The 18,450-nt window shown below is 63.0% G+C and carries 15 protein-coding genes; 5 read left to right on the top strand and 10 right to left on the bottom strand.

Annotated features, from left to right (window positions below; translation table 11 throughout):
• Nucleotides 1-74 precede the first annotated feature (74 nt).
• From dapA to MKD49_RS02185, 3 genes are all read left to right on the top strand, one after another.
• A complete protein-coding gene (gene dapA / locus MKD49_RS02195) occupies nt 75-953 on the top strand; it encodes a 4-hydroxy-tetrahydrodipicolinate synthase (protein ID WP_039784688.1) in 879 nt (292 codons plus the stop codon).
• Between the two features lie 61 nt (nt 954-1,014).
• Nucleotides 1,015-2,196: an outer membrane protein assembly factor BamC gene (gene bamC, locus MKD49_RS02190; RefSeq protein ID WP_121044981.1), complete on the top strand. Its 1,182-nt coding sequence runs from the start codon at nt 1,015-1,017 to the stop codon at nt 2,194-2,196.
• 18 nt (nt 2,197-2,214) lie between these two features.
• Nucleotides 2,215-3,000, top strand: a complete 786-nt coding sequence (locus MKD49_RS02185) for an MBL fold metallo-hydrolase (RefSeq protein ID WP_039784690.1) — start codon at nt 2,215-2,217, stop codon at nt 2,998-3,000.
• 441 nt (nt 3,001-3,441) lie between these two features.
• Here the strand turns inward: MKD49_RS02185 and MKD49_RS02180 are convergent, their stop codons facing one another.
• On the bottom strand, nt 3,442-3,714 hold the full coding sequence (locus MKD49_RS02180) for a hypothetical protein (protein WP_075259113.1): 273 nt from the start codon (nt 3,712-3,714) through the stop codon (nt 3,442-3,444).
• Nucleotides 3,715-4,035: 321 nt separating this feature from the next.
• Entirely contained in the window at nt 4,036-5,163 is a 1,128-nt protein-coding gene (locus MKD49_RS02175; RefSeq protein WP_252695329.1) for a cupin domain-containing protein, read from the bottom strand.
• A gap of 226 nt (nt 5,164-5,389) precedes the next feature.
• Here MKD49_RS02175 and MKD49_RS02170 point away from each other — a divergent pair, with 226 nt between their 5' ends.
• A complete protein-coding gene (locus MKD49_RS02170) occupies nt 5,390-5,932 on the top strand; it encodes a peptidylprolyl isomerase (RefSeq protein WP_088754969.1) in 543 nt (180 codons plus the stop codon).
• A 164-nt stretch (nt 5,933-6,096) separates the two neighbouring features.
• On the opposite strand, the gene MKD49_RS02165 is transcribed toward MKD49_RS02170, so the two are convergent.
• The 5 genes from MKD49_RS02165 to MKD49_RS02145 form a co-directional block, all read right to left on the bottom strand.
• Entirely contained in the window at nt 6,097-7,038 is a 942-nt protein-coding gene (locus MKD49_RS02165; protein ID WP_252695328.1) for a hypothetical protein, read from the bottom strand.
• 54 nt (nt 7,039-7,092) lie between these two features.
• The gene (gene mutS / locus MKD49_RS02160; RefSeq protein ID WP_252695327.1) at nt 7,093-9,774 is read right to left on the bottom strand and encodes a DNA mismatch repair protein MutS; all 2,682 of its coding nucleotides are present in this window, start codon (nt 9,772-9,774) and stop codon (nt 7,093-7,095) included.
• Nucleotides 9,775-10,153: 379 nt separating this feature from the next.
• Nucleotides 10,154-11,737 carry a DHA2 family efflux MFS transporter permease subunit gene (locus MKD49_RS02155; protein WP_199725124.1) on the bottom strand — a complete coding sequence of 528 codons (1,584 nt, stop codon included), beginning with the start codon at nt 11,735-11,737 and terminating at the stop codon, nt 10,154-10,156.
• A 27-nt stretch (nt 11,738-11,764) separates the two neighbouring features.
• Nucleotides 11,765-12,997: an HlyD family efflux transporter periplasmic adaptor subunit gene (locus MKD49_RS02150; protein WP_166675609.1), complete on the bottom strand. Its 1,233-nt coding sequence runs from the start codon at nt 12,995-12,997 to the stop codon at nt 11,765-11,767.
• A 5-nt stretch (nt 12,998-13,002) separates the two neighbouring features.
• Nucleotides 13,003-14,562 carry an efflux transporter outer membrane subunit gene (locus MKD49_RS02145; protein ID WP_256497418.1) on the bottom strand — a complete coding sequence of 520 codons (1,560 nt, stop codon included), beginning with the start codon at nt 14,560-14,562 and terminating at the stop codon, nt 13,003-13,005.
• A gap of 243 nt (nt 14,563-14,805) precedes the next feature.
• Between MKD49_RS02145 and MKD49_RS02140 the strand changes: the two genes are divergently transcribed.
• Entirely contained in the window at nt 14,806-15,408 is a 603-nt protein-coding gene (locus tag MKD49_RS02140) for a TetR/AcrR family transcriptional regulator (RefSeq protein WP_039784739.1), read from the top strand.
• A gap of 79 nt (nt 15,409-15,487) precedes the next feature.
• Here MKD49_RS02140 and MKD49_RS02135 read toward each other — a convergent pair whose 3' ends face one another.
• The 3 genes from MKD49_RS02135 to xdhC form a co-directional block, all read right to left on the bottom strand.
• Nucleotides 15,488-15,751: a hypothetical protein gene (locus tag MKD49_RS02135; protein WP_034338522.1), complete on the bottom strand. Its 264-nt coding sequence runs from the start codon at nt 15,749-15,751 to the stop codon at nt 15,488-15,490.
• Between the two features lie 136 nt (nt 15,752-15,887).
• Nucleotides 15,888-17,186, bottom strand: coding sequence for a guanine deaminase (gene guaD / locus MKD49_RS02130; protein WP_252695326.1), 1,299 nt, complete (start codon nt 17,184-17,186; stop codon nt 15,888-15,890).
• A gap of 188 nt (nt 17,187-17,374) precedes the next feature.
• Nucleotides 17,375-18,442, bottom strand: coding sequence for a xanthine dehydrogenase accessory protein XdhC (gene xdhC, locus MKD49_RS02125; RefSeq protein WP_252695325.1), 1,068 nt, complete (start codon nt 18,440-18,442; stop codon nt 17,375-17,377).
• Between the last annotated feature and the right edge of the window lie 8 nt (nt 18,443-18,450).

The raw sequence follows: 18,450 nt of genomic DNA, 5'->3' as shown, positions 1-18,450 counted from the left end.
CAAATTGACCTGATGAGGCGTCTATCCGCTACAATCAGGCCTTTATTCTGACCACCACCTTACATACGCACACCATGATCAAGGGTAGCATTGTTGCAATCGTCACTCCCATGCATCCGGACGGCAGCCTCGACTACGATGGCCTGCGCAAGCTGATCGACTGGCATATCGCCGAGGGAACCGACAGCATCGTCATCGTCGGTACCACCGGCGAATCGCCCACCGTCTCGATGGAAGAGCACTGCGAACTGATCAAGGTCGCGGTCGAGCACACGGCCAAACGCATCCCCATCATCGCCGGTACCGGCGGCAATTCCACTGCCGAAGCCATCGAGCTGACCGCCTTCGCCAAGAAGGTCGGCGCCGACGCCTCGCTGCAGGTGGTGCCCTACTACAACCGTCCGACCCAGGAAGGCATGTACCTGCACTTCAAGACCATCGCCGAAGCGGTGGATCTGCCGGTGATCCTGTACAACGTGCCCGGCCGTACGGTCGCAGACATGAGCAACGAGACCATCCTGCGCCTGGCGCAGGTCAAGGGCATCGTGGGCGTGAAGGACGCTACCGGCAACATCGGCCGCGGCACCGACCTGATCCGCCTGGCCCCCAAGGACTTCGCGGTCTACTCCGGTGACGACGCCACCGCCATCGCCTTGATGCTGTATGGCGGCGCCGGCAACATCTCGGTGACGGCCAACGTCGCCCCGCGCGACATGCACGAGCTGTGCGTGGCCGCCATGAGCGGCAACATCGCCCGTGCCGTGGAACTGAACAACAAGCTGCTGCCGCTGCACAACAAGCTCTTCGTCGAACCCAACCCGGTGCCGGTCAAGTGGGCCATGCAGGAGATGGGTCTGATCCCGTCGGGCATGCGCCTGCCGCTGGCGCCGCTGGGCGAGTCCTTCCACGACACCGTGCGCGCTGCCCTGCGCGAGTCCGGCGTCTTAAACTGATCGGCTTGGCCGTTTTGGCGCAGGTCTCCTGAAATCCGATTCCGCTTTCACTAGTAACGATATGACTAATAGCAATAACGTTCGTCCGGTCTCCCGCTCCGCGTACACACTTACCCAACGCAGCATCGTCGTCGCACTGGCGCTGGCCGGACTGGCAGGATGCTCGTCCATCGGCAATATGCTCGAAGGCGACCGTATCGATTACAAGAGCGCCGAAAAGGCCCGTGGCCCGCGCCTGGAAGTGCCGCCCGACCTGACCCAGCTGCAGCGCGACAACCGCTACGCCATCCCCGAAGCCAACAAGGGTGTGGCCACTGCTTCCGGCTACCAGCTGGAACAGCAGAACAAGCCGACCACCGATGTCACCTCCGTGGCACCGACGTCCAAGGGCAACGAAATCCGTATCGAGCGCGATGGCTCGCAGCGCTGGCTGGTGGTCAAGCAGACCCCGGAACAGCTGTGGCCGCAGATCAAGGACTTCTGGCAGGACAGCGGATTCCTGATCAACATCGAGTCGCCCGATACCGGCGTGATGGAAACCGACTGGGCCGAGAACCGCGCCAAGATCCCGCAGGACTTCATCCGCAATACCCTGGGCAAGGTGTTTGATTCGCTGTACTCCACCGGCGAGCGCGACAAGTTCCGCACCCGTCTGGAACGCGGCCCGAACGGCACCACCGAAATCTTCATCAGCCATCGCGGTGCCGAAGAAGTGCTGACCGGTTCGGCCAAGGAAACCTCGGTCTGGACCGCACGTCCCTCCGATCCTGGCCTGGAAGCTGAATTCCTGTCGCGCCTGATGGTGCGCCTGGGTGCAGAAGAAACCAAGGCCAAGGCAGCCGTGGCCAATGCTCCCTCGCTGCAAGCCCGTTCGCGCCTGCAGAAGACCGCCACCGGCACCAGCGTGCAAGTGGATGAAGGCTTCGACCGCGCATGGCGTCGCGTCGGCCTGGCACTGGACCGCGTGGGCTTTACCGTGGAAGACCGCGACCGCAGCCAGGGCATCTACTTCGTGCGCTACGTGGACCAGAACCAGGATGCCAAGGACAAGAAGGATGACGGTTTCTTCTCGCGCATCTTCAGCTCCAAGGACAAGGACAAGAAGGCTGCCAAGTACCGCATCGTGGTCAAGGGTGCCGGTTCCGACAGCAGCAACATCGTCGTGCAGAACGGCGAGGGCGGTCCGGATACCTCGGGTATCTCCGACAAGATCCTCGGTCTGCTCAACGAACAGCTGAAGTAAGCAGGACCCGGGGCTCAGATGAAGTTCGCGAGCCTCGGTAGCGGCAGCGAAGGCAATGCGCTGCTGATCTCGGCCGCAGCCGGCGACCAGCGTCCCTCCTCGGGGACCACGGTCATGCTGGACTGCGGCTTTACTTTGCGCGAAGCCGAAAAGCGCATGCTGCGCCTGGGCCTGGATCCTTCCGATGTCTCGGGCATCGTGGTCACGCATGAACATTCGGACCACGTCAGCGGCGTCTTCAAATTCGCGCGGCGCTATCGCATTCCGGTCTGGCTCAGTTATGGCACCTGGCAGGCGGTGGCCGAGCAGGCCAACGATGTCGATGTACGTTTCTGCGCCGATGGCCAGAAGCTTGCCATCGGCGATCTCGAACTCTCTCCCTATACCGTTCCGCACGATGCCCGCGAGCCGGTCCAGTACGTGGCCAGCGATGGTGATCGTCGCCTCGGCGTGTTGACCGATGCCGGCCAGCCGACTGCGCACCTGGTGCAGGCCCTTGATGCCTGCGATGCGCTGTTGCTGGAATGCAATCACGACCGCGACATGCTGGATCGCTCGCCTTATCCCGCCTTCCTCAAGCGCCGCATCGGCGGCGACTACGGCCATCTGGCCAACGACGCCAGCGCCGAGATCCTGCGGCTGCTCGACAAAAGCCGGCTCAAGCGCGTCATCGGCGCTCACCTGAGCCAGCAGAACAACACTCCCGAACTGGCCCGCGCGGCCATCGAAAGCGTACTCGGCACCACTTTTGGCGAGATCGGCATCGCCTGTCAGGAAGAAGGCTTCGCCTGGCTGGACGTCTGATCGAAAAACGCGAGTGGGTCAGCCCTTTGTCAGGCTGTCTGTGTCTTGGGTGCGCTGCGTCAGAAACAATTTGTTTCTCTTTTTCTTCAGCTTGAAGGGCCTTGATTTGATCCCGATCCGCTGTTCCGTCTCGTCTGCTGCGATATTGTGTCTTCGATAAGAAATGCGGCTTCTGCGGGCTTGTCAGGTCCTTGTCAGTGGGTGCGCCAGGATTGAATGCGGCGATGCGTTCCTGGGCCGTTCTGAGCGGTTTGCGCTGGATCAAACGAGGGCAATGTCCGGGAGATCTGAAGTGAAGGCTGCTTCACGTGCCAAGTGAAGAGAAAAGACAGTGGTATGAAGTTTCGGACTGGAACGCCCGGCAAAAACAAAACGACAACAAAACTCGGGACGAAAAAAAACCGGTCTTGCGACCGGTTTTTTCCGAAAATAATCCGAAGATTACTTGGCCGGAGCGGCTTCAGCCGGCTTTGCATCAGCGGCCGGAGCGGCAGCGTCGGCAGGCTTCGCATCAGCAGCCGGGGCAGCGGCGTCAGCCGGCTTGGCAGCGTCAGCAGCAGGAGCGGCGTCAGCCGGCTTTGCATCAGCAGCCGGAGCAGCAGCGGCCGGAGCTTCAGCAGCAGGAGCAGCAGCAGGTGCCGGTGCTTCTTCCTTCTTGCCGCAAGCAGCCAGGGCAACAGCCAACAACGAAGCGATCAACAGAGTCTTTTTCATGAATATTCCTTCAATATTTAAAAATTGTGCGATGAATAATTACCGGTAATTATCGCTCTACTGGGAGGCTTTCGCCGCGGGTAAGACCTCACGGTCGGGCTTCGGTTCTTGCTTCTTTTTACTGCCGAAACAACGCCTGACAACGAAAACTTTCCAGCCCATCATTATAGCTATTTTTTTCCGGAATCACATCGCCACTATGGGAATTCGTAAGAATTTGTAAGAACTTACATCCCTTTTCAGCGGCCCGGAAAGTCTTGGCGCAAGCCGCTCTCCGGGATTTTCTAAAGTAATTTCGAGAAGTGTCCGCAATAAATTTCATTAATCTCGAATGATGTCGAGCCAGCCACTTTCATGCCATTGATGCAAGGCTTCCAGCAGGTCTTCGGAGGCCAGGTCGAGGTCGGATTTCTCCAGCACACGCGAGTCTGCCAATCGCGCCAGGATCTCCTTGTCGCCGCGATTGACCTGGAAGGATTCGCCATTGATGAAGACGTGAGAGCCACGGTACAGCATGCGCGTCTTGCGATGCAGCGCCAGACCGCGTTTCTTCGCGCCCTGGAAAAAGCGAGCAAAAGATAATTCCTCGGTCCGTGCTTCGAAGAAAACGCTGGGTTTGGGCTCTGACAGATGCTCGCCCAGGAAGATGGTGATGTCGTCGTCGGTGAAGCGGATCTTGTTGAGCTCGTCGCGGATGCGCGCCACCATGTCCAGTGGCAATTCGGCGGGCTTGGCGGTGGCTTTCAGGTCAGGATCTTCATAGCGGCCGGACAGGTCGATGGTATCCATCATGAATTCAAGGAAGGATTCGCCCAGTTCCTGGTAGGCCGGCGAGCGGAAGCCGACCGAATAGGTCATGCATTCGCCGATGGCCACGCCGTCGTGCGCGTATTGCGGCGGCAGGTAGAGCATGTCGCCCGGTTCCAGCACGAATTCCTGTTCGGCTTGGAAGTGGCTGAGGATCTTCAGCGGCACGCCTTCTTCCAGCGTCAGGTCGTCTTGCGCGCTGATGCGCCAGCGGCGTTGTCCGTGGGCCTGCAGCAGGAAAACATCATAGGAATCGAAGTGCGGTCCGACGCCGCCGCCATCGGTGGCGTAGCTGATCATCAGGTCATCCAGGCGTGCATCGGGCACGAAGCGGAACTGGCGCAGCAGGGCATCGGCGGCCGGATGGTGCAGGTTCACGCCCTGCACCAGCAGGGTCCAGGCTTTTTGCTTCAGGGGCGGCAGCTTGTTGAAGGGGCCGTGCTGCATGTCCCAGCCATCGGTGCGATGGGTGATGAGGCGCGATTCGACATCATCGCGGCGGGCCAGGTCGAACAGTTCCTGGCGCGGCAGCGGCGCGGTGAAATTGGGGATGGCGTTGCGGATCAGGAGCGGCTTCTTGTGCCAGTAGTCACGCAGGAATTGGGCGGGCGTGATGCCGCCGAGCAGATCGAGTTTTTTCATGGTCGCCATTATAGAGGGTGCCAGCGCAGCCGTACGCCATTGGCGGCGGCCAAGTTTGATGCAGGTATAATCGCGGAGTCGAGATACCGTTTTTGAAAGCGTCCTTGCCTCGCGGGAATGGCAAGGGGATGGTTCTTAGGCCCCAACCCGGGTGGCAGGTGTCCCGCGCGACGCTTCCGCAGCAGCTGCCGCTCCCGCACCACTATCGATACAAAGGACCCTTACGATGAAGATCGCGAAGAATACCGTCGTTTCCGTCAACTACAAGCTGTCGGATGCCCAGAACAACCTGATCGAGCAAAGCAGCGAGCCGATGGTCTACCTGCACGGCGGCTATCACAACACCCTGCCCAAGATCGAAGAAGCGCTGGACGGCAAGGAAGTCGGCTACAGCACCACCATCCAGGTCGAACCGGAAGATGCCTTCGGCGAATATGATTCCGAGCTGGTCAAGATCGAGCCGGTCGAGCGCCTGCCGCAACCGCTGGAAGTGGGCATGCAGTTCGAAGGTTCGCCCGATGACGACAGCGAAGAGTCGGTCATCTTCACCGTCACCGAAGTGGCGGACGGCAAGGCCGTGCTCGATGGCAACCACCCGCTGGCCGGCATCGCGCTGCGCTTTGAACTGGCGGTCACCGAAGTGCGCGCCGCCTCCGAAGAAGAAGTGGCCCACGGTCACGTCCACGGTGCCCACGGCCACCATCATCACCACGATGATGAAGATGAAGGCGACGCCGGCGACCACTTCCGCAGCCAGCCGCTGAACTGATCGCTGAATTCTGATCGCAGCGCCGCAAGCCGATCCCGGAAATCGGGATTTTCCTTCCGGCGACCATGCAAAAACGCCCGCAGATGCGCTCTGCGGGCGTTTTTCTTCATTTAAACCGTAAAAATCCGTTTACCGGCAAGGGTCTGGTACCTGGCATCGGGCAGCTAGCGCCGTTCTCCATCCGCATCGGCCACCGCAAACAGCTGTGGCAGATGGTCATCCACCACCACCTTGAGCCAGCGCTCACCCACGCCCACACTGCCCAGGTTGCCGGTCCAGAGGATATGGGCGGGTGTCTTGTTCTTGCCGCCCTGGGCATGTACCACCAGCACCCGCCCCTGGAACTTGCCGGCAAGCTCGGAGAACAGCTTGCGCGTCTCGGCAAAGCCATCGCGCTGAGTGCGGAAGAAGGAACGCTTGGGCGGCGGACCGAAGGGATTGCCATCACTGAAGAAGACGATGGCCGCGCTCTTCTTCAAGGCGGCAAAGGCGAACAGATGCTGCAGCCAGTTGCGGTTGGCGATGAGGCGGTCCTCGAACTCATTGTTGCGGCCGCCATCGAGCAGGAAGTGATTGTTGGCCGCCGGCAGGTTCACAGTGGCAAAGAGCACGTTGCCGATTTCCCAGCGGGTGTTTTCGGTATAGCTGCGGAACTTGGGCGTGAGCGATTGGCGCAGCATCGGCAGCCGGCTCGCGCCCAGCGAGAATTCACTGGCATAGAAGATCTCGCGCATGCGGGCCAGGCGTTCGATGGCGTCCGAGCGGTTCTCGCGGTCGCGGCAGGTGATCCAGTCGCTGCCAGCCAGCGACACGAAGATGCCGTTCTGTGCCTGCGAGAGCATCTCGTGGCGCTCGGCATAGAGCGCGTCATCACAGCTTTCGGAGGGGGATTTGATGCCATTGACCACCACGAAGGCGAGGTTGTCGGCATCGGTCTCGGTCAGGGCCTGGCGCAGCGCCTGGTCGCCCTTGACGCCGGGCGCGGCATGGTTGATCACGCCGAACGAGAAATCCTGCCCGGCGGCCCGCGCCGCACCGCCCGCCATCAGGATGGCAGCGGTGAAGCAGGTGCACAGCAGGATGCGTCGGATCGGGCGGATCGGCATGCAGTCTCTCTGCGGTTCAAAGGGCGGCACGAAGCCGGCGTCCCCGTGGTGTTGTTATTGTCCCCGGCTCAGGGCCTTCAACTGGTAGAGCGCATCCAGCGCCTGGCGCGGCGTCAGGGCATCGGGATCGATGCCGTCCAGCGATTGCAGCAGCGCCTGGGCCAGCGGATCGGGTTCGACCGCGCTGGCGGGATTGCGTTCATGGTCCGCTTCTTCAGTTTCCGCTTGCGTTTCCATGAAGGAAGGGGCGCTGAACAGGTCGAACTGCGGCGTCGGCTGCATGGACTGGCTTTCCAGCGCCGACAGATGCTTGCGCGCCGCGCGGATCACCGGGGCCGGCACTCCTGCCAGCTGCGCCACCTGCAGCCCGTAGCTCTGCGAGGCCGGGCCGCTCTGCACGGCATGCAGGAACACGATGCTGTCCTTGTGCTCCACGGCCGACAGGTGCACGTTGGCCGCCGTCGGGTGGATCTCGGGCAGTTGCGTCAGTTCGAAGTAGTGGGTCGCAAACAGCGTGAAGCTGCGCGTCACGTCGATGAGGTGCTTGGCAATCGCCCAGGCCAGGGCCAGGCCGTCGAAGGTCGAGGTGCCGCGTCCGACCTCATCCATCAGCACCAGCGAATGTTCGGTGGCGTTGTTGAGGATGGAGGCCGATTCGGTCATCTCCACCATGAAGGTGGAGCGGCCCCCGGCCAGGTCATCGGCCGCGCCGATGCGGGTGAAGATGCGGTCGATCGGTCCGATCACCGCGCTGGTGGCGGGCACGAAGCTGCCCACGTAGGCCAGCAGCGTGATCAGCGCCACCTGGCGCATGAAGGTCGATTTACCGCCCATGTTGGGACCGGTGATGAGCAGCAGCTTGCGCTCGGCGGCGAGCTGGCAGTCATTGGCGATGAAGCGTTCAATCTGGTTTTCCACCACCGGATGGCGGCCTTGCTCGATCTGGATGCAGGGCTCATCGACCAGTTGCGGCGCGCACCAGTTGTTGCGCACGGCATGGTCGGCCAGGGCCACCAGGGTGTCGAGCTGGGCCAGCGCATGGGCGATGGATTGCAGGCGCACGATGTGCGCGCCCATGTCATTGAGGAGCTGCTCGTAGAGGAATTTCTCGCGCGACAGTGACCGTTCCTGCGCGGAGAGCGCCTTGTCCTCGAAGGCTTTCAGCTCGGGGATGATGTAGCGTTCGGCATTCTTCAGGGTCTGGCGGCGGCGATAGTCTTCCGGCACCTTGTCGGTCTGGCCGTGGGTGACCTCGATGTAGAAGCCATGCACCTTGTTGTATTCCACCCGCAGGTTGGCGATGCCGGTGCGTTCACGCTCGCGCGCTTCCAGTTCCAGCAGGTACTGGCCGGCGTTTTCCGACAGGCCGCGCAGTTCATCGAGTTCAGCGTCATAGCCGCGCGCGATCACGCCGCCGTCGCGCACCATGGCGGCTGGCTCCAGCATGATGGCGCGTTCCAGCAGGTCCAGGCATTCCACGGGCGTGGCCAGGTCTTCGTGCAACTGGCCCAGCAGCGGTGCTTCAGCGTCGCGGGCGCACATCTCCACGTAGGCACGCAATGAACCCAGCTGCTGCAGGCCGCTGCGCAAGCCCGCCAGGTCGCGCGGACGGGCCGAGAGCAGGGCGATGCGGGTGGTGATGCGTTCGATGTCGGGCACGGCCGCCAGCGTGGCCGACAGGCCCGAGCAGGCATCGGTGCGCATCAGTGCATTGATGGCGGCATGGCGTTCGCGCGCGACTTGCTGGTCGCGCAGGGCGTGATGCAGCCAGTGGCGCAGCAGGCGCGAGCCCATCGCGGTACGGCAGTGGTCCAGCGTGGAGAACAGCGTCGGGGCCAGGGCATTGGCATCCTGCGCGCGGATGGTTTCGGTCAGTTCCAGGTTGCGGCGGGTGGCGGCATCCAGGCCGATGAATTCATTTTCGGATTCGACCGTGAGCGTGCGCACGTGCTGCAGGCCGCGTCCCTGGGTCGATTGCGCATAGCGCAGCAGGGCACCGGCGGCACAGATGGCCGGGCCCAGGCCATCGGCACCGAAGCCGTGCAGGGTGGCCACGCCCAGTTGATCGAGCAGGGCCTTCTCGCTGCTGGGCTGGTCGAAATGCCAGTCCGGCACTGTCACGGCGCGGTTGGGCAGGAGCGGCTCGCACTGCTCCAGCTGGCCATCGGCCACCAGCACCTCGGCGGCCGAGATGCGTTCCAGTTCCTGCTTCACGCGGCCATCGAGCAAGCTGCTCTCGACCGTGATTTCCATCATCTTCAGCGCGCCGCTGGCCATGGACAGCCAGGCCAGGCCGACCTGCATCTGCTTGCGCGACTTCGAGGGCAGCAGCTGCATGGCCAGCAGGCAGCGCTCGGATTTCTCGGGCAAGAGGTCGGAATCGGTCAGGGTGCCGGGCGTGACGACCCGCACCACCTTGCGCTCCACCGGGCCCTTGCTGGTAGCCGGGTCGCCGATCTGTTCGCAGATCGCCACCGATTCGCCGAGCTTGATCAGGCGTGCCAGGTATTGCTCCACCGAATGGAAGGGGACACCTGCCATCTTGATCGGGTTGCCGTTGGAGGAGCCGCGCTGGGTGAGGGTGACGCCCATCAGGCGCGAGGCCTTTTCGGCATCCTCGAAGAAGAGTTCATAGAAATCGCCCATGCGGTAGAACACCAGCGTGTTGGGATGGTCGGCCTTGATGCGCAGGTACTGCTGCATCATTGGCGTGTGGGCGGCGAGGTCTTTGGTCATGAGTCTGGGTGGCGATGCAGGGATCGCTTCTTGCAAGTTCGGGAATGCAGGGCCGCGCGGGCAGGCCACGGTGTGATCAGGCCACGGCGGGCGGCGGGAAGTCAGCCTGGCGGCCGCGCCGGGCGGGCCACCATAAATCAAAAATGCGGACCTTGGTCCGCATGCTTGAGCCGGGATTGTACGCGCATTGGGGGAGTGCAGCCAAGGGTAGCGCCCTGCATGGGGCTGAAGCAGGACAAAGAAGCGAGCGCATGTCCAGAAAGTTCGATTTTTTTGACTGTTCAATCAAGCCTTGGGCCCAAAAAAACAGGCGGCCACCGAAGTGGCCGCCTGCCCAGTCCGCAGGGGGGAGACGGACTGTGGGGGGAGAGCTTGTCGATCAGTGCGCCGAGCTCGTATCGGCCACCCGTGTCGGTTTCGGTGCCAGCCACACCGCCAGCGCCGCCAGCGAGAAGGACACCGCCGCCATCATGAAGATGTGGTTGGTGGCCAGCATCACGGCCTGGTTCTGCACCGTCTGCGCCAGCGAGCCCGTTGCCTGCTCGGCACTCATGCCGGAGGCCATCATGGCATTGACCGCATCGCCGCTGCGATCCACCAGGCCGGACAGTTCGGCGTGGAAGTAGGTGGCGTCGTTTTCCCAGCTGGTATTGACGATGGAGGTCGCAATCGCCCCGGCCATGGTGCGGCAGAAACTCATCAGGCCGGCCGCCGATGCGGTCTCTTCCTCGTTCACGCTGGAGAGCGCCAGGCCGGTGAGCGGCACGAAGAACAGCGGCAGTCCGATCCCCTGCAGGAACAGCGGCCAGCCGATCTGGAAGAACGACATGTCGGTGTTGTTGAAGGCCCGCAGGAAGGTGATGAAGCCCAGCCAGGTCACGCCGATGCAGACCAGCTTGCGCGCATCGACGGTGGTGGACATCTTGGCCACCATGGGGGCGGTCAACACGGCCAGGATGCCGGTCAGCGCCGAAATGCAGCCCGACCAGGTGGCGGTGTAGCCCATGTAGCCCTGTAGCCAGAGGGGTGTCAACACCACCGAGCCGAAGAAGGCACCGAAGGCCAGGCAGATGGTGGTCACGCTGGCGGTGAAGCCGCGATGGCGGAACACCCGCAGGTCGACGATGGGATTGTGCTCGGTCAGCTCCCAGATCAGGAAGGCAATGAAGAACACCACGGCGGTCACGGCCAGCAGCACGATCTCGGTGGAGGCGAACCAGTCCTTCTCCTTGCCTTCATCGAGCATCAGCTGCAGGGCGGCCACCCAGACCACCATCAGGATCAGCCCCACGCGGTCGATGGGCAGCTTGCTGGTTTTGGTCTCGAAGCGCTTGAGCATGCGCCAGCCGAGATAGCCGCAGATCAGCGCCACCGGCACGTTGATCCAGAAGATGTAGGGCCAGCTGTACTGGTCGCACAGCACCCCGCCCAGGATCGGGCCGGCAATCGGCGCCACCAGCGTGGTCATGGCCCACAGCCCCACGGCAGCCGGCGCTTTTTCCTTGGGGAAGATGCGCAGCAGCAGGGTTTGCGACAGCGGCATCAGCGGCCCCCCGGCCAGGCCCTGCATGACGCGGAAGGCGATCAGCATGCCCAGCGAATTGGCCAGGCCGCACAGGGCCGAGAACAGCCCGAACATGACCATCGACAGGATGAACACGCGCACCGTGCCGAAGCGATTGGCCAGCCAGCCGGTCAGGGGCACGGTGATGGCTTCGGCCACCGCATAGGAGGTGATGACGTAGGTGCCCTGGCTGGTCGAGGCGCCCAGCGCCCCGGCGATGGTGGAGACCGAGACGTTAGCAATGGTGGTGTCGAGCACCGCGATGAAGTTGGCGGCGGCCAGCAGGATGCCGGCGCCCACCAGCTGGCCGCCGGTCAGCGGGGCCTCGAAGGGGCCGGGCTGGGCGGCAGGCTTGGGGGCGGGCAGGTCGCCCGCCGCTGCGCTTGTTGTGGATGACATGATGAGTCTTTCCTTGTGCTCGCCGGATTACAGCGCGCCGGCCCGGGTCTCGGTGCTGGCCGACTTGGTCTGGGCGTCACCGGCCTGCATCTGGCCGCGCGTATCGATCTCCACCACCATCGACAGGCCCACCGACAGCGGACGCTGCGCCAGTTCCTTGGGATCCAGCGAGATGCGCACCGGCAGGCGCTGCACCACCTTGATCCAGTTACCGGTGGCGTTCTGCGCCGGGATCACCGCAAAGGCCGAACCGGTACCACCGGAGAGGCCGGTGACCACGCCGTGGTATTCCACCGAGCCGCCATAAATGTCCGCCTTCATGGTCACCGGCTGGCCGATGCGCACCTTGGTCAGTTGTCCTTCCTTGAAGTTGGCATCCACGTGCATCTGCTGCAGCGGCACCACCGACAGCAGGCTGGCGCCGCTCTGCACGCGCTGGCCGACCTGCACCTGGCGGCGGGCAATGACGCCATCCACCGGGGCGCGCAGCACGGTGCGCTCCAGGTCCAGCTTGGCCTGATCCAGCTTGGCGCGGGCCAGGACCACTTCCGGGTTGTCGTCCACGGTGGTATTGGCCGTCAGCACGGTACTGGCCTTTTGCGCACCCTGGGTCGCCTTGATGTTGGCGCGGGACTGCACTTCGGCAGCTTCAGCGGCTTTCAGGTTGGCCTGGGCGGTCAGCAGGGCAGTGCGCGCATTGCTCAGTTCTTCACCCGACACCGAACCCGACTTGGCCAGCGCCTCGCGGCGCTGCAGGTCGATCTCGGCGCGCTTCATATCGGCCTGCGCCGACAGCAACTGGGCACTGGCACGCTTCTGCTCGGCCTCACGGGCCAGCACCTGGGCGGCCAGGCCGGCATCGTTGGCGAAGTAGCCCTTGACCTTGCGCTCGGTGCGGTCCAGGTCGGCCGCGGCCTGGTCCACGGCCAGCTTGGCATCGGCGTCGTCGATGCGCACCAGCACGTCGCCCTTCTTGACGGCCTGGGTATCGACCACGTCAACGGCGGCCACGATGCCATTGATGGCCGGGGTGACGGTGGCCACTTCGGTGGCAGTGTAGGCATTGTCGGTCTCGACGTAGCGCGAGCCGATCAGGTACCAGTAGCTGCCATAGCCGATGGCGGCGATGGCGACCACGCCGCCGAAGATGGCAAAGAGCTTCTTGCGCTTTTGCGCAGCGGCGGCCTTGGTGGCCGCTTCATTGCGCTGACGGGTTTCTTCGGCCAGGGTATGGGCCGCTTGGGAATCGCTGTGGGACATGATGTTCAACCTTTCGCTTGCTGTTCGGTGTGGGGCGCGGTGGCGCTGTCTTGGCTCTTGCTGTCGTCGGCGGCGCGGTAGCCGCCGCCCAGGGCGCGCACCAGCGCGACATCCAGGGTGAACAGGCGCGAGCGCAGGTCGGAGAGCTGGCGCAGGTTGCTGATGAGCGTGTCCTGCGCATTGAGCACGTCGAGGTAGGTGTTGAGGCCGCCGTTGTAGCGGTTGCTGACGATGCGATAGGCCTCTTCGGCAGCGTCGGCTGCAGCTTGTACGTCCTGCAGTCGGCCGGCCAGGGCCTTCTCGCTCACGCCGACGTCGGCCACATCCTGCAGGGCCTGGGTGACGGCCTGGTCATAGTTGGCCACGGCTTCGTCATAGCTGGCGCTGGCCGAGCGGAACTGACCGCGCAGGCGGCCGCCATTGAAGATGGGGAGCGAGATCGCCGGGCCGAAGCTGCCGATGTCGGAGCCGCTGCGGGTGAGCATGTCGATGCCCAGCGACTGGAAGCCGAAGTAGGCCGACAGGTTCACATTCGGATAGAAGGCAGCACGCGCCACCTTGATCTGCTTGCCGGCCGCTTCCGCGCGCAGGCGCGCGGCCACGATGTCGGGACGACGGCCCAGCAGTTCCACCGGCAGTTGCGCGGGCAGGCCGAAGGGCTTGGACAGGTCGATCTGCGGACGCGCCAGCTGCAAGCCGCGATCCGGGCCGGCCCCGGCCAGTGCGGCCAGCTTGTTGCGTTGCAGGGCGATGGATTCGTCGGTGGCTTTGAGGTCGGCCTGGGCAATGGCGCGGCGCGCTTCCATCTGCTTGACCGAGCCACGCGTCTCCAGCCCGTTGGTGAAGCGCTGGTTGAACAGATCCAGCGTTTCTTCACGCACCTTGAGCGCGGCTTCATTGGTATCGCGCTGGGCGTAGAGCTGGGCCAGGTCGGCGTAGGCCGAGGCAATCGAGGTGGCCAGGGTGATGCGCGCCTGGGCGGCGTCCGCACGGCTGGCTTCCAGTTCCGAGGTGGCTGCGGCCAATGCGGCGCGGTTCTTGCCCCAGAAGTCGATTTCATAGCTGAAGTCCAGCGTGGTGCGGGTCTCGTTGTTGTAGCCCTTGGGCACGAAGTCCGGCGGCACGCCGTTGTTGTAGGACTGCTTCATGCGGTCCAGCGAGGCATTGCCGCTCACCTGCGGATAAAGCGCCGCCCCTTGTTGCTGGGCCGTGCCCTCGGCCTTCATCAGGCGGGCCTTGGCGACGGCCATGGAGGGTGCGCTCTGCAGGGCTTCGGCGATGAGCGCATTGAGCTGGGCATCACCGTAGACCGTCCACCACTGGTCGTTTGGCCAGGCCGCTTGCACTCCCGTGGCGGCCAGGGTCTGGCTGCTCTGGTAGTGGTCGATGGACTTGGGTTCGGCGCGCGCACCGAGATCGGTGAAGGAAGCACAGCCGGCCATGAGCGCCGCTGCCAGCACGGCCGCCGAGACCGCCGCCGCCCGCCGCCACGGCAGGGTAGGCCGCTCGGACCGCAGCGCCGGATAGGGCGCGCGCTGGTCGGGGAGAGATGAGTTCTTGTTCATTTGCGTGGAGAGTGGAGTGAACGACTGAATCAGAAAATCAGGTGTTTATTAACTGTACAGTTCAGTATAGTATTGGCTTTCATGAAGTGTCAAGGCGCTTTGCGATAAATTGCTCGTCTTTTCACGGCATTGCCGCAACAGGTTTTTTTGGCCGCGATTTGAGGGCAATCAGGCGGCTTTCGGCGGCATCGTCGCCTATAATTCGGGATTGGCCGGTTTTCTGGCCGGCATTACAGGACAATCATGCGCAAGAAGAGTGAAGAACGGCGGCAGCAGATGATCGACATCGCTGCCGAGGTATTCAACGAAATCGGTTTCGAAGGCGCCTCCATGGCGGAAATCTCGGCCCGTATCGGGGGCTCCAAGGCCACGCTGTACAACTATTTCAGCTCCAAGGAAGAGATCTTCGTGGAGGTGATGATCAAGCAGGTGGGTTGCCAGTTTGAAGAATTGTTCATGGCCTTGCGTAACGAAGACGAAGTACGCGCAGGTTTATTGCGGCTGGCGAATCATTATCTGGGCGTGGTGTTCCGGCCGGAGATTGTGGCGGTGAAGCGGCTGGGGATGTATTACGCCGGCAAGTCGGAACTGGGGCCGCTCTTGTACGAGCGCGGACCCAAACGTGGCTGGACGCGCATTGCCGATTTTCTGAAGGTCAAGATGGACGAGGGCAAGCTGCATGCGGGCGATCCCTGGATTGCCGCCATGCAGTTCCGCGCGCTGATCGAAGCAGAATGGATGGACGTGCGCATGCTCAATGTGGTCACCGAGATTCCGCCGGATCAGCTGCGGACTTCGGCGGAGCGGGCGGTGGAGGCTTTCCTTTATCTTTATCAGCCGCGCTGAGGGGATTCAGAAGCACTCGGTGACCCGGGCGACTGCAAGGCGGGTGTCGGTCAAGTCATCTAAGCAGAGCATTCAATCGCTACTTCTCGCTATGGCAACTCTTTGCCCAGTACATTTCGCGGGCCTTGACCAAGCTGTCTTCCATTTCCATTGTCTGGAAACTTTCTTTGCAGCGCTCGCAGGAGAAATATTGCACCGGTACGATGAACGTCTCTCCTCTGAATGTGCGGTTTTCCGTCGAGACGACATAGTGAACAGTTCCTTGACCGGCACAGGTCGGGCAAATATTAAAGGGCTTCATAGGCTTCGCACATTCCTCGGCAGACCAGAATTGATCCGGCATGGATCTTCCTTTAATTCACGCTTCCACGCATGCGAAAAAGTTGGATCAATGGTCACAAAATGAAGCCGATAAAAAAGCCGGGCTCGCCTCAACGGCAAGCCCGGCTTCCCCCGCATCGGGGCAGATATGAATGATTTCAGCGCTGATGCACCCGCACCCCCGCCGAATAAGTCGCGGCGATGGCACGGTCGTCACCCAGGATGGCCAGTGCGAACAATTGTTCCTCCAGGCTGTCGGTGGTGGCACTGCGGCGCGCCAGCAAGGGTGTGGCCTGCGGATCGAGCACGATGAAGTCGGCATCGCAGCCAGGCGTGAAGCTGCCGATGGTACCTTCCAGCTGGAGCGCGCGGGCACCGCCCAGCGTGGCCAGATAGAACATGCGCTGCGCCGGCAGGTAGGTGCCGCCCATGCGCGCAACCTTGTAGAGCTCGTTCATGGTTTGCAGCATCGAGAAACTGGTGCCGCCGCCCACGTCAGTGGCCAGCGACAGCGGCACCCGCGCCGCATCGGCACGGGCAAAATCGAACAGGCCGCTGCCCAGGAACAGGTTGGACGTCGGGCACAAGGTGGCGGCCGGCTGCGTGGCTGCCATGCGGGCGCGATCCTGGTCGTCCAGCCAGATGCAGTGCGCATACAGCGCACGCTGGCGCATCAGGCCGTAGCCGTCATACACGTCCAGGTAGCTGCGGGCATCGGGATAGAGCTCCTTGACCCATTTCACTTCGTCCGTATTTTCGGCCACGTGGGTTTGTATATACGTGTCCGGATACTGCGCCGCCAGCTCCCCGGCCAGCTTCATCTGTTCATGTGTGGAGGTCGGGGCAAAGCGTACGGTGATCGCGTAATGCTGGCGGCCCTTGTTGTGCCAGCGCGCGATCAGCTCCTCGCTCTCGCGCACACCCGACTCGGCCGTATCTCGCAGGAAATCCGGCGCATTGCGATCCATCAGGCACTTGCCGGCCACCATGCGCAGGTTGCGTGCATGGCTGGCGGCGAAGAAGGCATCCACCGACTGCGGATGCACCGTGCAATACACGGCCGCACTGGTGGTGCCGTTGCGCAGCAGTTCGGCCAGGAAGAAATCGGCCACCTCGGAGGCGTGTTCCGGCTGCTCGAAGCGGCGCTCGGCCGGGAAGGTGTAGTTGTCCAGCCAGGGCAACAAGCCCGGTGCGGGCGAGCCGATGATGTCGGTCTGCGGATAGTGGATGTGGGTGTCGATGAAGCCGGGGCAAAGGATCTTGCCGCGCAGGTCTTCGATGACGGTGCCGGGCGGCAGGGTTGCGGCCAGCGTGGCGTAGTCGCCGGTGGCCTGGATCTTGCCGTCTTGTACCAGCAGCAGGCCATCGCTGTGCCATTGCGTGGCGTGTTCGTCGAAGGCGGGATCGTTGGTGAAATACAGCAGGCTGGCGCGGTAGGCTTGCAGGGATGGGCTCATGGTGTTTCCTCGATGCAGGCGGCGCCGCGCGCAGGGGCGCGGGCCGTCGATTCAGTGGTCATCATACTGGAAGGCATCGTCGTGACGATGCTTTCCGTGTTGCGAGAGTGGAATCGAAGGGGAGTCCGGTGCGATCAGCCAAAAAGTGTCGACAGGATTCCCGGAAGGGGTGACGGCAGGGTGTTCCTTCAGCCTCTGCCGTCCAGAGCGTGTGTGGCCAGACTCAGTGGCCATGCCTTGGGTTTGGGTTGGGTAAAGCGCAGTTCCCACAGTTGCATCAGTTGTGCCACCACCGCAATGGCGATGCTGGCCGGTTCCTTGCCATAGATGCCGGGGATGCCGATGGGGCAGGTGATACGTTCCAGCTGCGCCGCCGAGAAACCGCGCTCCGAGAGGCGATGCTCGAACTGCTTGCGCTTGGTGATGGACCCGATCAGCCCGAACCACGCCGCATCTTCACGCTTGAGGATGCGTTCGCTCAGTTGCTGGTCGAGGGCGTGGCTGTGGGTCATCACGAGATAATACGCGCCGGGTTCGGCCATGTCGACCGCGGCATTGGGCACGTCGGTGGCCTCGATGCGGATCTGCGGCGGCAGGCCCGGCGGGAACATGTCCTCGCGCTCATCCACCCACAGCACCCGGCAAGGCAGGGTCGACAAGACCTTGACGATGGCCGCTCCCACATGCCCGGCGCCGAACAGCACCACCTGCGGCTGATGTGCCCGGCACAGGTCGAGCAGCCAGCGGCGGCCCTGGTCGTCGCGCACCAGCTGTGTCTGGTGTGCGTGACGGATGACCTCCGGCGGCAGGCTGAGGTCAGATGCATCGTTCTCCAGCAGTTGCAGGGGCGCGTCGTGATCCAGCGGCAAGGCGCGCCAGCGGTCAGTTCCGCTGCACCACGCCTGTTCCAGCGCCTGCCAGGTGTGCAAGGAGGTAGCCTCGGTATCGATGCGCTCGAAACAGAGAAACACCACACCGCCGCAACACTGTCCCAGGCTCGGCCCGAGCGCGATGCGCTCCAGTCGTCGCTGATCGGCCAATTCCTCGGAGCCGGCCGCCAGCATGGCCCGCGCGATCTGCGCCGCACGCCATTCGAGGTGGCCACCGCCGATGGTGTCGAACTGGCCCTCGGCGGTGTAGAGCATGCGCGCCCCTGGCTCGCGCGGGGTCGATCCCTGGATCTGCGCCACCGTCACCAGCACTGCCGGGATGCTGTCCTGCTGCATCAGACGTAATACGGTCAACCATGTGCTCATGATGTTTC

The organism is Herbaspirillum sp. WGmk3, from assembly GCF_023952535.1.
Taxonomy (GTDB): domain Bacteria; phylum Pseudomonadota; class Gammaproteobacteria; order Burkholderiales; family Burkholderiaceae_D; genus Herbaspirillum; species Herbaspirillum huttiense.
Note: the sequence above shows the minus strand (reverse complement) of the source record. Positions and strands in the feature narration are given on the sequence as shown.